17 protein-coding genes are annotated in these 14652 nt (G+C 53.2%); 11 read left to right on the top strand and 6 right to left on the bottom strand.

Translation table 11 applies throughout. The features are described 5' to 3' along the window. Positions 1-88: 88 nt before the first annotated feature. A complete protein-coding gene (locus tag ACLU9Q_RS15890; protein ID WP_296907047.1) occupies positions 89-1828 on the bottom strand; it encodes an NFACT family protein in 1740 nt (579 codons plus the stop codon). A gap of 240 nt (positions 1829-2068) precedes the next feature. Here ACLU9Q_RS15890 and ACLU9Q_RS15885 point away from each other — a divergent pair, with 240 nt between their 5' ends. The 8 genes from ACLU9Q_RS15885 to ACLU9Q_RS15850 all read left to right on the top strand — a co-directional run bounded on the left by ACLU9Q_RS15885 (position 2069) and on the right by ACLU9Q_RS15850 (position 8089). Continuing rightward, on the top strand, positions 2069-2947 hold the full coding sequence (locus ACLU9Q_RS15885; RefSeq protein WP_296907042.1) for a YicC/YloC family endoribonuclease: 879 nt from the start codon (positions 2069-2071) through the stop codon (positions 2945-2947). 12 nt (positions 2948-2959) lie between these two features. After that, positions 2960-3232, top strand: coding sequence for a DUF370 domain-containing protein (locus tag ACLU9Q_RS15880; RefSeq protein WP_296907039.1), 273 nt, complete (start codon positions 2960-2962; stop codon positions 3230-3232). Beyond that, positions 3222-3845 (top strand): guanylate kinase, encoded by a 624-nt coding sequence (gene gmk, locus ACLU9Q_RS15875; protein ID WP_296907036.1) that lies wholly within the window; start codon positions 3222-3224, stop codon positions 3843-3845. Before ACLU9Q_RS15880 ends, gmk begins: the two co-directional genes overlap by 11 nt. A gap of 63 nt (positions 3846-3908) precedes the next feature. Then, a complete protein-coding gene (rpoZ, locus tag ACLU9Q_RS15870; protein ID WP_412625611.1) occupies positions 3909-4277 on the top strand; it encodes a DNA-directed RNA polymerase subunit omega in 369 nt (122 codons plus the stop codon). Positions 4278-4309: 32 nt separating this feature from the next. Continuing rightward, the gene (locus ACLU9Q_RS15865; RefSeq protein ID WP_296834181.1) at positions 4310-4969 is read left to right on the top strand and encodes an HdeD family acid-resistance protein; all 660 of its coding nucleotides are present in this window, start codon (positions 4310-4312) and stop codon (positions 4967-4969) included. 2 nt (positions 4970-4971) lie between these two features. After that, positions 4972-6309: a 30S ribosomal protein S12 methylthiotransferase RimO gene (gene rimO, locus ACLU9Q_RS15860; RefSeq protein WP_296907028.1), complete on the top strand. Its 1338-nt coding sequence runs from the start codon at positions 4972-4974 to the stop codon at positions 6307-6309. Continuing rightward, complete coding sequence (gene pgsA, locus ACLU9Q_RS15855; protein WP_296907025.1) at positions 6293-6829, top strand: CDP-diacylglycerol--glycerol-3-phosphate 3-phosphatidyltransferase; 537 nt, start codon at positions 6293-6295, stop codon at positions 6827-6829. Before rimO ends, pgsA begins: the two co-directional genes overlap by 17 nt. Before the next feature lie 15 nt (positions 6830-6844). Then, on the top strand, positions 6845-8089 hold the full coding sequence (locus tag ACLU9Q_RS15850; protein ID WP_296907022.1) for a competence/damage-inducible protein A: 1245 nt from the start codon (positions 6845-6847) through the stop codon (positions 8087-8089). On the opposite strand, the gene ACLU9Q_RS15845 is transcribed toward ACLU9Q_RS15850, so the two are convergent. Both ACLU9Q_RS15845 and ACLU9Q_RS15840 read right to left on the bottom strand, forming a co-directional pair. Continuing rightward, positions 8086-8376, bottom strand: a complete 291-nt coding sequence (locus ACLU9Q_RS15845; RefSeq protein ID WP_296834171.1) for a hypothetical protein — start codon at positions 8374-8376, stop codon at positions 8086-8088. The two genes, ACLU9Q_RS15850 and ACLU9Q_RS15845, sit on opposite strands and share 4 nt — an antisense overlap. A gap of 9 nt (positions 8377-8385) precedes the next feature. Continuing rightward, positions 8386-8709, bottom strand: a complete 324-nt coding sequence (locus ACLU9Q_RS15840) for a hypothetical protein (protein WP_296907019.1) — start codon at positions 8707-8709, stop codon at positions 8386-8388. Between the two features lie 121 nt (positions 8710-8830). Here ACLU9Q_RS15840 and ACLU9Q_RS15835 point away from each other — a divergent pair, with 121 nt between their 5' ends. Then, the gene (locus ACLU9Q_RS15835) at positions 8831-8998 is read left to right on the top strand and encodes a hypothetical protein (protein ID WP_296907016.1); all 168 of its coding nucleotides are present in this window, start codon (positions 8831-8833) and stop codon (positions 8996-8998) included. Positions 8999-9141: 143 nt separating this feature from the next. Here the strand turns inward: ACLU9Q_RS15835 and ACLU9Q_RS15830 are convergent, their stop codons facing one another. Further along, positions 9142-9411: a chorion class high-cysteine HCB protein 13 gene (locus ACLU9Q_RS15830; protein WP_296907014.1), complete on the bottom strand. Its 270-nt coding sequence runs from the start codon at positions 9409-9411 to the stop codon at positions 9142-9144. Positions 9412-9469: 58 nt separating this feature from the next. Continuing rightward, positions 9470-11185, bottom strand: coding sequence for a S8 family peptidase (locus tag ACLU9Q_RS15825; RefSeq protein WP_296907011.1), 1716 nt, complete (start codon positions 11183-11185; stop codon positions 9470-9472). A 211-nt stretch (positions 11186-11396) separates the two neighbouring features. Between ACLU9Q_RS15825 and ACLU9Q_RS15820 the strand changes: the two genes are divergently transcribed. Continuing rightward, positions 11397-12281: a S8 family peptidase gene (locus ACLU9Q_RS15820; protein WP_296907008.1), complete on the top strand. Its 885-nt coding sequence runs from the start codon at positions 11397-11399 to the stop codon at positions 12279-12281. Between the two features lie 58 nt (positions 12282-12339). Next, the gene (locus tag ACLU9Q_RS15815) at positions 12340-13431 is read left to right on the top strand and encodes a lactonase family protein (RefSeq protein WP_296834257.1); all 1092 of its coding nucleotides are present in this window, start codon (positions 12340-12342) and stop codon (positions 13429-13431) included. A 91-nt stretch (positions 13432-13522) separates the two neighbouring features. Here the strand turns inward: ACLU9Q_RS15815 and aroC are convergent, their stop codons facing one another. Further along, a complete protein-coding gene (gene aroC / locus ACLU9Q_RS15810) occupies positions 13523-14626 on the bottom strand; it encodes a chorismate synthase (protein ID WP_296907004.1) in 1104 nt (367 codons plus the stop codon). Between the last annotated feature and the right edge of the window lie 26 nt (positions 14627-14652).

The following is a 14652-nucleotide window of genomic DNA, read 5'->3' as shown; positions in this document are numbered from 1 at the left end:
CGGGGAACAATACGCTCACTATCTCGAGTTCGGATATTGAGCGCACAGCTCCATAGAAAAAAACCTTGAGAGATCAAGGTTTTTTTCATTATGCTTTCACTTCTTTTATTCCGCGGATATCCGAATCGATCACCATAGAATAGTTGGTATGATAGATGACAAATCCCGGCTTTGCGCCGTTCACTTTTTTTACATGTTTCTTTTCCACATAGTCGATCTCCACCTTTTCCGCCGCGCGGTTTTTGGAATAGTAGGCGGCAAGGCGCGCCGCTTCCTCGAAGGTAGAGTCGGGCGGCATCTCGTTGTTTGCTTTCACGATGACATGCGAGCCGGGAGCGCCCTTTGCGTGGAACCACCAGTCGTTTCCGGTGGCAAATTTGAAGGTGAGCTCCTCGTTCTGATAATTGTTTTTTCCGACGTAGATATGGAAGCCGTCCGAGGAAATATAGTGGAACGGCTTTGAGGTAATTTTCACGCGCTTCGCTCCGGCGTGGCGGCGGATATATCCGTACTGCACCAGCTCTTCTTTTATCTGTACAAGATCCTCCTCCGAGAGTGCGATGTCGAGAGCGGTCGAGATAGACTCCAGATGAGAGATCTCATCCTCCGTCTCGTGGATCAGTCCGCTTAAATGCTCATAGGTACGCTTCTGCTTGCTGTATTTGTCAAAATATTTCTTGGCGTTTTCCTGTGGAGTTAGTGTCTCGTCAAGCGGGATCGTGACCTCCTCGTTTGTGTAGTAATTCAGCGCCGTGAATTTTTTGACGCCCGGCTCCAGCCCGTAGCCGTAGGTGTTAATCAGCTCGCCGTACACGCGGTATTTGTCGCGCTTTTCCGTGTCCTTCAGCTGCTTTTGCTGCAGGTCGTATTTCTTGCGCTCGCGATCCAGAGAGGTCTGCACAATTTTGCGCAGATCGACTGATTTCTGACGGATGCGCGTGATGGTATTCTTCGCCGCGTAGTAAGTCTCCAGCATTTCGGAAACGCTTTCGCAGGGCGTCCCCGGAAGGTCGCTGTACATCGTGAGCGGCAGTACGGAAAATTCGACCGGCTCGCTTCCGCGGGTGAAGATGCAGGGCGTAAACTCATGCTCCTTCACACTGTCTATTAAAAGCTCAAACTGGCGGAACAGATGCAGCAGCTCGTTTTCAGAAAAGCTGTTCGCGCTGCGGGCGGATTCAAGCGAGGCGCGGTGGCATAGCTCTTCGGCGATCAGCGGGCTGATGCCGGTGAAGGTCGTGTAGATTGCCTTTGCAAGCGGCATCGGTTTGCCGGAAACTGCCTGCGTAAAGGCGTCAAGCGTGACGCTGAAGGGATCAAGCTTGCTCTGGGTATCCGGAATAAAATACCGGCGTCCCGGCAGCACCTCGCGCACGGAGCTGACCTGCGAGGAAATATGCTTGATGCTGTCGATGATCGTCCCGTCCGGGCTGCAGAAGATAATATTGCTGTGCTTGCCCATGATCTCCACAGTGAGCGTTTTCTGGCAGACGTCGCCAAGCTCGTTTAAATGCTCGATATCAAAATGAATGATACGCTCCAGACCAGGCTGGCGGACGTCAAGGATTTTTCCGCCGCTGATATGCTTGCGCAGCAGCATACAGAAATTTGGGGCGGTTAAGGGCCCCGGTTTATTTGTCTCGGTAAAATAGATGAGCGGAAGACTTGCGCCCGCGGAGATCAGCAGACGGTAGTTTTTGCGCTCGTTTTTTATGGTAAGCATCAGCTCGTCCGGCTCAGGCTGGGCGATTTTGCTGATCCTTCCGCCAAGAATGCAGCTTTTAAGCTCCTGCACCATCGCAGAGATTACAATTCCATCTAAAGCCATTTTGATTATCCTTTCTAAATAAAACAGAAGGGGTGGAAGATTTCAAGCCCTTCATCTGCATAAAACTTTCATCTTTATAGTGTCGTTTATTATAGCAGATGCACCGGAAACAAGCAAGTTTTTCGTTTACAAAGGTTTTAGAAATGAATGATGATTAGCGATTGACTGAAAAATCAAATTGCCGTATAATGTTTTAGAGTGGTTATTTATGCCATAATACGTAAAAAGGGTACTAAAAAAATGATAAAAAGCATGACAGGGTTCGGCCGCGGGGAAAATCAGCGGGGCGAACGAAAATTTACAGTGGAGATGAAGGCGGTAAATCACCGGTATTTTGACGTCAGCATTAAAATGCCAAAAAAGCTCAGCTTTTTTGAATCGGCAGTCCGCGGATATCTGAAAAACCATATTCAGAGAGGAAAGGTGGACGTCTTTATTTCCTATGAGGACATGACGGAGGAAAACGTTTCCCTGAAATACAACGAGGGGATTGCCGCGGAATATCTCCGGTACTTCCGGCAGATGTCGGAGGTTTTTGGGCTGGAGGACGATATCAGCGTATCCACGCTTGGCAGATGTCCGGAGGTTCTGACGATGGAGGAGCAGGTGGTGGATGAAAAGGAGCTCTGGGCGATCCTGGAGGGTGCGCTGCAGGAAGCATGCGCACAGTTTTCGGAGAGCCGCATCCGCGAGGGCGAAGCTTTAAAGCGCGACCTTTTCGAAAAGCTGGACGGCATGCAAAGCGACGTCAATGCGGTGGAGACGCGCTTCCCGCAGATCATTGCGGCCTACCGCGAGAAGCTGACCGATAAGGTGCACGAGCTTCTGGGAGATACGCAGATCGAGGAGGGCAGGATCGCCGCCGAGGTGGTGCTGTTTGCGGACAAGATCTGCACGGACGAGGAAACGGTTCGTTTAAAGAGCCATATCGACAGTATGCGCGCAGAGCTGGAGCGCGGCGGAGGAGTCGGCAGAAAGCTTGACTTTATCGCGCAGGAGATGAACCGGGAGGCGAATACCATTTTGTCCAAGGCAAACGACCTGGAGACCTCCAACCTGGCGATTAATTTAAAAACAGAAATTGAAAAAGTGAGAGAACAGATCCAGAACATTGAATAGGTGGGAGAGAAGTTGGCTAGATTAATGAATATTGGTTTTGGAAATGTGATAAATACGGCGAAAATCATTGCCGTAGTCGGTCCGGAGGCGGCGCCGGTGAAGCGTATGGTCCAGAATGCCAGACAGCTTGGCAAGGTGATCGACGCCACGCAGGGAAGGCGCACCAAATCCGTCATTGTCACGGAAAACGATTATATTGTCCTGTCCTCGCTGCAGCCGGAGACGCTGGCGAAGCGGTTTCAGACGATGGGAGACGACGGAAAAGGGGAGAACGATGAAGGCTAGAGGAATATTGCTGGTGATTTCCGGGTTTGCCGGAACAGGAAAGGGGACGCTTGTCTCTGCACTGCTGGAAAAATACGACAATTACGCGCTCTCCGTATCGGCGACCACGCGCAGCCCGCGTCCGGGAGAGGTGGACGGTGTACACTATTTTTTTAAGACAAAAGAGGAATTCCAGGAGATGATCCGGGCGGAGGAGCTGATCGAGTACGCGCAGTATGTGGAGAATTTCTACGGCACGCCGCGCGCCTATGTGGAGCAAAAGCTTGCGGAGGGCAAGGATGTTATCCTGGAGATCGAGATGCAGGGCGCATTAAAGATCAAGGAGAAATTCCCGGATACGCTGCTTCTGTTTGTGGTTCCGCCGGATGCGGACACACTGCAGAAACGGCTTACGGGGCGCGGCACGGAGACACTTGATGTCATAAAGAAGCGCCTGCACCGCGCAGTCGAGGAGACGGATTACATTCTGAAATATGATTATCTGGTGGTCAACGACGATATCGACGAGTGCGTGGAGGAGACGCACGCGATCATCCAGAGCGAGCATTTCCGCGTCGGGCGCAATGAGGAATTTGTGAAAGCGCTTCAGGAGGATATGAAAAAATTTAAGTGATGCCGCAGGGGATCACGGAAAATCATCTAAAATAACAGGATTAATTATGAGGAGGAAAAATTTATGTTACATCCATCTTATGCAGAACTGATCAAGGTAGTCAACAGCGAGGCAACTGAAACGGGAGAAGAGCCGGTAGTAAACAGCCGCTATTCGATCGTTCTGGCGACGGCAAAGAGGGCGAGACAGCTTATCGACGGAAGAAAGCCGCTGTCCATGCCGGCGATCAACAAGCCGCTCAGCATTGCGGTAGATGAGCTGAGCAAGGGACTGATTAAGATCCTTCCAGGGGACGCGGCAGAAGAGCTTGAGATTGCTGAGATGCAGGAGACAGACGAAGCATCCGCGGATGTACAGGACGGGGCAGCAGAGGAAACGGAAACGCCGGCATCAGAAGAGTCAGCCGAGGAAGAGCCGGCAGAGGAGCAGTAGGAAAATCTGAGAAAAGTCCAGGAGGACATATTATGGAACAGGTCAGAGAAGTAAAAAAGAGTTTTTGCGTACTGTCGGCAGCTTACATCGTACTTGGACTGGTGCTGCTGATCTGGCCGGATATTTCGGTAAAAACATTTTGCTACGTTTTTGGCGTCGGTATGATCATTTTCGGCTGTGCGCATCTGATCATGTATTTTGTGAAGGATAAGCTGCAGAGCGTAATGCAGATGGATATGGTATGCGGCATCGTCGGCATCGCCACCGGTGTGTACATCCTTTTGAAAATGGAGTATGTGCTGGAGATCATTCCGTTTGCGCTCGGCATTGTGGCGCTTCTCGGGTCTGTCGTAAAGCTGCAGAATGCCTTTGATCTGAAGCGCTTCGGCTCTCACAGATGGTACATTATGCTGATCTTTGCGCTGGCGCTGCTGGTGATCGGCGCGCTGCTGGTCGCAAATCCGTTTGAGGGGCTGGAGGTGATCGTCGTTCTGATCGGCGTGTCGCTGATCGTGGACGGTGTCGGGAATCTTGCCGGTATTTTCTGGATCGGCTATCTGGTGAAGCATCTTCGCAAGGTGACGGAAGCAGCCCGCTGCGATGTGGCGGATGTCCGGGCGGATGCCGTTGACGTGACCGATGAGATTACCGCAGTTGCTCACGCAGACGGGGAAAATGGCAATGGAGAATAACAATGAAAATATTATTTATATCGCTTGGCTGTGATAAAAATCTGGTGGACTCCGAGGAAATGCTCGGTCTCCTTTCCAGAAAGGGTTACACCATGACGGACGATGAGGAGCAGGCGGATATCATTATCATCAACACCTGCTGCTTCATTAACGATGCAAAGGAAGAAAGCGTCCAGACGATCCTGGAGATGGCGGAGTACCGCAAAAAGGGAACCTGTAAGGCGCTGATCGTCACCGGCTGCTTGGCACAGCGGTATCGCGAGGAGATCACGACGGAGATCGGGGAGGTAGACGCCGTGCTTGGCACTTCTTCCTATGATGAAATCGTGGAGACGGTGGAGAGGGTACTGGCGGGGCAGAAATACCTGCACTTTCAGACGCTGGAGCGGCTGCCGATGCCGGATGCGGGACGGGTAGTCACGACCGGAGGACACTATGCGCACTTGAAGATCGCAGAGGGGTGCGACAAGCACTGCACCTACTGCATCATCCCGAAAATCCGCGGCAATTTCCGCAGCGTACCGATGGAGCGGCTGCTGGCGCAGGCGGAGGAGCTTGCGGCGCAGGGTGTAAAGGAGCTGATCCTGGTAGCGCAGGAGACTACGCTGTACGGCGTGGATCTATACGGGAAAAAAAGCCTGCATCTTCTTTTGAGGGAGCTTTGCAAGATAAAGGGCATCCGCTGGATCCGTGTGCTGTACTGTTACCCGGAAGAAATTTACGACGAGCTGATCGAGACGATCCGGGACGAAAAGAAGGTCTGTCATTATCTTGATCTGCCGATCCAGCACGCAAGCAACCGCATTTTAAAGCGGATGGGACGGCGCACCTCAAAGGAGCAGCTTGTGGAAATCATTACAAAGCTGCGCCGGGAGATTCCGGACATCGCGCTGCGCACCACCCTGATCTCCGGTTTTCCGGGGGAGACGCAGGAGGATCACGAGGAGCTGATGGCATTCGTCGATGAGATGGAGTTTGAACGCCTTGGCGTGTTTACCTACTCCCAGGAGGAGGATACCCCGGCTGCCGCGATGGAGGATCAGATCGCGCAGGAGGTAAAGGAAGCGCGCAGGGACGAGCTGATGGAACTGCAGCAGGAGATTGTATTTGAGAAAAACGACGCCTGCCGCGGCAGAGTAGTCACCGCGATGGTGGAGGGGTATCTTACAGACGAAAATGTCTACGTGGCGAGAACGTATGCCGATGCACCAGGAATAGACGGGTATCTGTTTATCGAGACGCAGGAAACACTGATGAGCGGTGATTTTGCGAGGGTTCGCATTACCGGCGCGCTGGAATACGATTTGATAGGAGAGATAGAAAATGAATTTGCCGAATAAACTGACGACTCTTAGAATGATTCTGATCATTCCCTTTGTAATCTGTATGCTGGTTGGAAAATCAGGGAACCTCCGCTTTCTTGCGCTGGCGATCTTTGTGATCGCAAGCATGACGGACTGGCTGGACGGCTACCTGGCAAGAAAAAATCATCTGGTAACGAATTTTGGAAAATTTATGGATCCGCTGGCAGATAAACTGCTGGTAAGCGCCGCAATGATCTGTCTGGTGGAGCTCGGAAGGCTTCCAGCGTGGATCGTCATTATTATCATCAGTCGTGAGTTTGCGATCAGCGGCTTTCGTCTGATCGCCTCTGACAACGGAATCGTGATCGCGGCTGGCTGGTGGGGGAAATTTAAGACCACGGCACAGATGATCATGATCATCCTGCTGATCGCCGATCTCGGTGGAGTGTTTGCCGTGCTTGAGCAGATTTTTATCTGGCTGGCGCTGGCACTGACGATTATTTCACTGGTTGATTATATCTGGAAAAACAAACAGGTTTTGAGTATGCAGTCATAAGCAGAGGAGAAGAACATGATCGTAGAACTGATTTCCGTTGGCACAGAGATTTTACTTGGAAATATTGTGAACACAAACGCGGCGTATCTTTCCGAAAAATGCGCCCTTCTGGGACTGTCGCTTTATTATGAGACGTCCGTGGGAGATAATGAAAAACGTCTGGAGGAGACCTTAAAAACGGCGCTCGGACGTTCGGACGTCGTGATCCTGTCCGGCGGTCTTGGACCGACGCAGGACGACCTCACAAAGGAGACTGCTGCGCGCGTTATGGGGAAAAAGCTTGTGGAAGATAAGCACTCCCGCGAGCTTATTGAGGAGTATTTTAAAAACAGCTCCATGAAGAAGATCACGGAAAATAACTGGAAGCAGGCGATGGTTCCGGAGGGCTGCATCGTGGTGGATAATCACAACGGCACGGCGCCCGGTATCATCATGGAGGAAAACGGGAAATCCGTGATCCTGCTTCCGGGTCCGCCAAATGAGCTGAAGCCGATGTTTGAGCACGATATTTTCCCCTATCTGAACAGGAAGCGTCCGGAGGTTATCTACTCTGTGATGGTGAAGCTGTGCGGCGTGGGCGAGAGCGCGGTGGAGACACAGATCAAGGATCTGATCGACAGTCAGACAAATCCGACGATCGCCACTTACGCAAAGACCGGAGAGGTGCACCTGCGGGTGACTGCGAGCGCGCCGGATGAAAAAGAAGCAAAGCGGCTGATCAAGCCGATGGTCAAGGAGCTGAAAAACCGCTTTGGCAATGCCATCTACACGATGGATGAACAGGTGACCTTAGAGCAGGCGGTGCTTCAGATGATGCGCGCGCGGGAGCTGACGCTCACAACGGCGGAGTCTGTCACGGGCGGAATGCTGGCGGCGCGGCTGACCAATGTTCCGGGATCCTCCGATGTTTTTAAGCAGGGGCTTGTCACGTACTGCAACCGCGCCAAGAGGAAGCTGCTTGATGTGAAGAAGACGACGCTGAAGGATTACGGTGCAGTCAGCGAAAAAACGGCAAAGGAAATGGCGAAGAACGGCGCGTTCATCACCGGCTCCGACGTCTGTATCTCTCTGACGGGTCTTGCCGGTCCGGCAGCGGAGGAAGATAAACCGGTCGGACTTGTTTATATGGCATGTTCCTATCGTGGAAAGATTACCGTGAAGGAATTCCATTTTAAGGGGGAGCGCGCAAAGATCCGCGAGAGTGCGGTGGTAAAGGCGCTGACGATGCTGCGCGAGTGTATTCTTGAGGAAGAGAGCTAACGCATCTGCTTCATTTTTTGCACGAGTGATACCATTTGCTCGATTTTGGCGGTTTCTTCTGGAGATTTTCCCTGCTTCAGGACCTCCAGGATCAGATTCGTTTCATCATTTGTAAAGGAATTGCCGCTTGATTTTGCCTGAGATGCTGCTGTCATGAGAAATGGCAGCAGCTCTTTTTGTGATTTGCCCTTTCCCTGGTTTGCGAGCGTCATAAGCATCTGCAGCTTCGCCGCATCGATATTTTTCAGCGCCGGATTATTCATCCAGCTAAAATCATTATTTGCCATGGTCTATCCTCACATTTTCTGAATTTCCTGATACATTTTTAAAGTGTTTATTAAGCTTACCGCCTGGTCGATCGTCTGGCGCTGTGCGTCGGTGCAGTACGGAAGAATATCGTTTAAGATCTCCTCCGGGCTTGCGGACGGCGCGCTGCAGGCGTGCACCGGATTATTATAATAGGAAAGAATATTGGAAACCTCCATCATTTTGATATAAACAGAAAAAGCTTTCTGGATGGAACCGGGCAGATAGGGGATTGCCGCTTTTGCCATCTGAAGCCCTTCTCCGTCCGCGATCCGGTCCACGGCAGTCAGCGGCGTTTTTGAAGCGTCTTCCATAGAAAACTCCTAACCTTCTTTTCCACCATGTATATGCCGGTATGGGCAGCTTTATGCCGGAATACACAAATCGGATAAATCGAACATAACGTAGAATAGGAAATCGAAGAAAGGAGCTTATATGAAAAGTCATATTGTGATAGACGGCAATGCGTTTTACGAGGTGGATGAGGAGTGTCTGCTGCGAAAGCAGAAAGGCATGGAAGGCATACAGGCGACAAAAGGGAAACAGATAAAGAGTAAACAAAAAAATACGGTGCGTATGCGCCGGGGCGGCCCGCGGACATAGTGCCGCCCTTTTTCCCGCGAGCACCGACCAAAGTGAAACGCAGACCTGCCGCGAGAGCAGGATGCCTGTGGAATCAACGACGCCATAAAAAGCCCGGCTGTTATGCCGGGCTTTTTGGGGCGTTCACTGAACCTGAGGATAGCTTAGCAGCCGCATCCGCCGAAGCCAAAGCCGTTGCCGTTTCCGCAGAAGAGCAGCAGAAGGATGATGATCCAGCAGCAGTTGTTATTGTTGTCACAGCCGTTGTCGCAGCCGCATCCGCCAAAACCGTTGCCGAAAATGGATAACAGGATCAGAATCCAAAGGATTGAGCATCCGCAGTCTCCGCCGAAAATAGAACGTCCGTTTCCGCAGCCGTTATCACAGCTGTTGTCACATCCGCATCCACAGTTTGTAGCTGTTAAATCACTCATGATAAATCCTCCATGAATTTTCTTTACACTTCAAGATATGCAGATATGCTTTGGTGTGTTACATAAGAGTTTCGAAAATGCGATAAAGATTTAAAGCGCCGTAGCCCCACTCGCGGTTCGGGTAGACGACGCCATTCTGTCGGACGGCTCCGCGCGTCAGATAATCTTTTACCGAGCGGTTGGTGATAAATTGCGGAGAGGGCTGATCCTGATTCCAATTTAAAAGCAGCGCGACCGCACCCGCCGTAATGGCCGCCGCTATGGAGGAGCCGGTACGTCGGATGTAAGGATTTAGGGGCGGCAGATTACTGAAAGGATTTGTTGCCGGACCAAAGACGCCGACGCCCGGCGCGGCGATGTCGGGCTTGATCATGCCGGTGCGCGTGTTGCCGCGGCTGGAATTGATAAACAGGCTGCCCGTGTAGGCGTCGTAGGTGCTCGTCGTGATGACAGCTTCATCTGTCGCCGGAACGGTGAGCGTGGTGTAAGGGTTCGGATTTAAAAAGACTGTGCCGGGGGAGAGAAAGCCGTCTACCGGAAGCCACATATGAAAAGAACCGAGCGGAGTTTGCGCGCTGGAGACGCTGATCCGCCAGATGCCGGGCGTGGGGCGCAGAAAACGCAGGACGATAAGCTGCGCGCCGGAGGTATACTCGGCGATTTCGTAGGAGACCTCCAGAACCGTGCGCTCGGCGATGAAGCTGTAGGTGCTGCGTGTGCCCAGCCTGGGCGGAATGCGCGGGATCGTCTCTCCGAGCGGGGAAGTGATGGAAACGCCGTATAGATCTGGGGAATCCGCCCAGATTTCCAGAAATACGCCGTCGGTGTCCTCGTCTACCAGAAGCTCCGTTGCGGGCGCGGCCGGAGAAGTGGACTGTGCCTGGTAAAAATGATGGGCAAGACCGGCTTCGTTGCCCGCCGCCGTCACGCAGAAGCAGCCAAGATAATCAAGAATAAAGGAGAGATAGCGCTCAAGCGGGGAATTTCCGCTGTGGTCGCCCTGGTTTGTGCCGAGACTGATGCAGATGACGAGCGGAAGATCGTAGCTTACGGCGAGGGAGAGCAGGTAGCGCAGCCCCATCATGATGTCGGATTCCTGGAAGGCGACGGCATCGTCGCGGATGAGAAAAAAATCGCGCAGATTTTGTTTCGCGGGCTTTAGTTTTACCATGGCAATCTGACAGGCTGGCGCAGCGCCGATAAAGCTGCCGGAAACGTCCTCGCTCCCGGCGGCAATGCCTGCTACGAAGGTGCCGTGCCCGTCCTCATCTTTCTGCTGTACAATATCGTAGGGAGCGTCGGAGCGCAGGGCGCGGTTAATATCCTCATAGGTGTATTCCGTTCCGTAGCCGATGTCGAAGGGCGGGCTGTCGGAGGGACGCGTCTGATCCCAGATACCGAGAATGCGCGTATCGCCGGAGGGCGAGCGGAAAGCCTTCAGCGTATAGTCGATGCCCGTATCCAGAAAGCCGAGAATGACGCCCTCGCCCCGGTAGCCGAGAGAGGGCTGCGTCTGCACGCGCAGGATACCGGACACCTCCAGGCTGGTGGTGTCCAGCGGGGTGAAAAGCTTTGGTGTCAGGGAGTAATTGATGCCCTGCGGCAGACTGCCGGGGACATTGCGCAGGTGGATCATGCCGAAGCGCGCGCCAAGGAGCTGCGCGCCGAGATGCGCATAGGTGTCCAGAAAATTCTGGTTGGAAATGGTGACGGGCAGGATCGCGTCAAAATAATCATTCGAATATATTTTATCCTGCAGGGAAGGCTGCGGCATAGGTTGTCTCCTTCATATTTGCTTTCTATATAATAATCTATACGTCCACGCGCGGATTTGGTGACAGCATTTTTTGAACAGTAACGGCTGTCCCGGGCAGAAACAATCGTTTCCCTGCTTCATATAGTAATTTATAGCTCCCACAGACGGCAGCATGCGTTTAAGGGAGCATTGGAAAAGAAACGATGAACTATGCGGGCAGGAGGATTCCATGAACAGAGCGAGAAAGATCATTCATGCGGAGGAAGCGTGGGTGCGGGGGATCACCGGACGGGGAATCACGGCGGCGGTGCTGGATACCGGCGCGGCGCGTCACCCGGATTTTGCCGACCGCCTGGTCTGTTTCCGGGACTTTATTGGCGGACGCACATCGCCGTATGACGACTACGGACATGGAACACATGTGACCGGGATCCTCGCGGGAAATGGCGCACTGTCAAAAAATTACCGGGGCATCGCGCCGGAGACGAGGATCGTGAGTCTGAAGGTGCTGGACCGGAACGGAAACGGCAGGCGGAGTGATGTCATAAATGGCATCCGCTGGGTGATTCGGCATCGGGAAGAGTACGGTATCCGGGTAATGAATATTTCTGTCGGCACGGTAAAGGAGGGCGACAGCAGGGACGCGCTTCTGGTGCAGGCGGTGGAGGAGGCGTGGGACGCCGGGCTGGTGGTCGTGGTAGCCGCCGGAAATATGGGACCGATGCCGCAGACCATCACAGCGCCCGGCAACAGCCGCAAGGTGATCACGGTTGGCTCCTCGGATGATTCCGCGCCGGTATATTCCGGCAGAGGGCCGACAAAAAACTGCGTCTGCAAGCCGGATGTGGTAGCTCCCGGCTCCGGCATCGTCTCCTGCTCTGCCCTGTGGCAGAGAGGGCAGGCGTATTGCAGAAAAAGCGGCACCTCCATGGCGACGCCGATGGTTTCCGGGGCGGCGGCGCTGCTTTTATCGCAGGAGCCATGGCTGACAAATGTGGAGGTAAAAATGCGGCTGATGGAAACCACAGATGATCTCGGACGGCCGCACAGCAGGCAGGGCTGGGGGCTTCTGAATATCGGCAGATTTTGCAGAATCTTCTTAACAAACAGATAAAAATATGTTATATTTATCAAAGGAAGCCGCGCGAAGCGGCGGAAAGGACGGGCGGTTTATGGACAAAGAAAAATATGTGGCGTATGTCGGAACCTACACGCATGGCAGCAGTGTGGGCGTTCATGTATACGATCTGGATGTAGAAAACGGTTACATGACGGAGCGCGATGTCGTTCCGGTGAACAATGCATCGCATCTCACCAAATCAGATAACGGAAAATATTTATACTCCATCGCGGATGAGGGCGTGGAGGTATTAAAGATAGATCCCGAAACGGGTGATCTCACGCCGATCAACAAGGTCGGCATCGACGGCATGAGAGGATGCTTCCTCTCGACGGACCATCGCGGCAAATTCCTGTTTGTGGCGGGTTATCACGACGGCAAGGTGACGGTTGTCCACACACACCGGGACGGCCGTCTGGGCAGCGTGATGGACGGTATCTTCCACAAAGGGCTTTTCAGCGTAGCGGAGCGCAACTTCCGTCCACATATCAGCTGCGTCATGCCGACGCCGGATCAGAAATTCCTCTGTGTAGTGGACTGCGGTATCGACCACATCAATATTTATAAGGTAAACCCAACCAGCGGCAAATTAAAGCTGCTGGATGTGGTGCGCTGTGAGCTGGAATCCGGTCCGCGTCTCATCCGTTTCAGCAAGGACGGCAGATTTGCCTATGTAAACTGCGAGCTGAGCAATGAAATACTGGTGTATTCCTACGACGGAAGCGGGAAAATCCCCAAATTCGAGCTGCTCCAGAAGGAGGATTCCCGTATGGATAAAAAGGAGCTGCGGTGCGCCTGCTCCGGTCTGCGCATTGCGCCGAGCGGAAAATATCTGTACACCTCATCGGCCGGGGACAACAGTGTTTCTATTTTTTCGATCGATCCCGAAAATGGTATGCTCACGAAGGTGCTTTCGCTGCCGATCAGCGGGAAATATCCGAAGGACATCGACGTATTTCCGGATGAAAAGACGCTGGTGACGCTCAATCATGAGTCGAACGAGATACGTTTCTTCACAATCGATTATGAGAGAGGACTGCTTGTGATGAAGGGAAGACCGATCAAGATCGATACGCCGAACTGTATTCTGATTTCTAAGGTGGGAGAGCCGGAGGATGAGACGGCGCAGCAGGAAAACGCATAAAAAAGAACAAAAAAGTGTACCGCCGGTACCATGCCGGCGGTAATTTGCACCCGGGGATGTTATTTCTGAACAGGATTCTCTCTGAAAGCGGTTACTTCCGGTAAAAATCCAGGATGCCGTCCATTCTTGCATACATATTTGCGAAGAGCGCGTCCACGATCGTGATCGCCGCCATGGATTCCGCGACGACGACGGCGCGGGCTGCGATCAGCGGGTCGTGACGTCCCTTTACGCGGACGGTAAGCGGTTCGCCGTTTCGTGATACGGTCTGCTGCGGGACGGAGATGGACGGGGTGGGCTTAAAGCCAATGCGCAGCAGCAGGTCGCTGCCGTCGCTGATGCCGCCGAGCGTTCCGCCGCTGTGGTTGGTGCACTTGCGGATCACGCCGTTTTCCGCTGCGGTGAAGCTGTCGTTATTTTCGCTGCCGCGCGCCCTGGAAGCAGCGATCCCGTCGCCGATCTCAAAGAATTTGACGGCGCCCATGGAGCACATCGCTTTTGCAAGGTTGGCACTCAGCTTTTCAAATACCGGATCGCCAAGTCCGACCGGAAGCTGATGGATGATGCACTCGACAACGCCGCCGGAGGAATCTCCCTCTGCTTTGCAGCCGGAAAGATACGCAGCCGCGCGCTCTGCGGCTTCTGCGTCCGGCATATTGAAGGGATTTCTGGCGATCTCCGTCTCATCGAAGCGCTGCGGATCAATCTCGACGGGACCGATCGAGCGCACGTAGGATGTAAAGGAAATGCCGAGGGACGCAAGGATTTTGCAGGCGACGGCGCCTGCCGCCACTCTGCCGATCGTCTCACGCCCGGAGGAGCGTCCGCCGCCGCGGTAATCGCGGAAGCCATATTTTGCGTCGAAGGTGTAGTCTGCGTGTCCGGGACGGTAGTAGTTTGCAATTTCGCTGTAGTCCGCGGAGCGCTGCGTTTTGTTATAGACAAGCATGGAGATCGGGCATCCGGTCGTTCTGCCCTCAAAGACGCCGGAGAGGATCTCAACTGCATCATCCTCTTTGCGCGGAGTGGTAAACGCATTCTGTCCCGGCTTTCTGCGGTCTAAAAAGCGCTGAATATCGCTCTCCTCAAGTGCAAGACCTGCCGGGCAGCCGTCCACGACGACGCCGAGCGCTTTGCCATGTGATTCGCCCCAGGTGCTGATCTGAAATAATTTGCCGTATGTAGAACCTGCCATTGGTTATGCCTCCTGAAAAAAAGATT

The organism is Marvinbryantia sp., from assembly GCF_047017445.1.
GTDB lineage: Bacteria > Bacillota > Clostridia > Lachnospirales > Lachnospiraceae > Marvinbryantia.
Note: the sequence above shows the minus strand (reverse complement) of the source record. Positions and strands in the feature narration are given on the sequence as shown.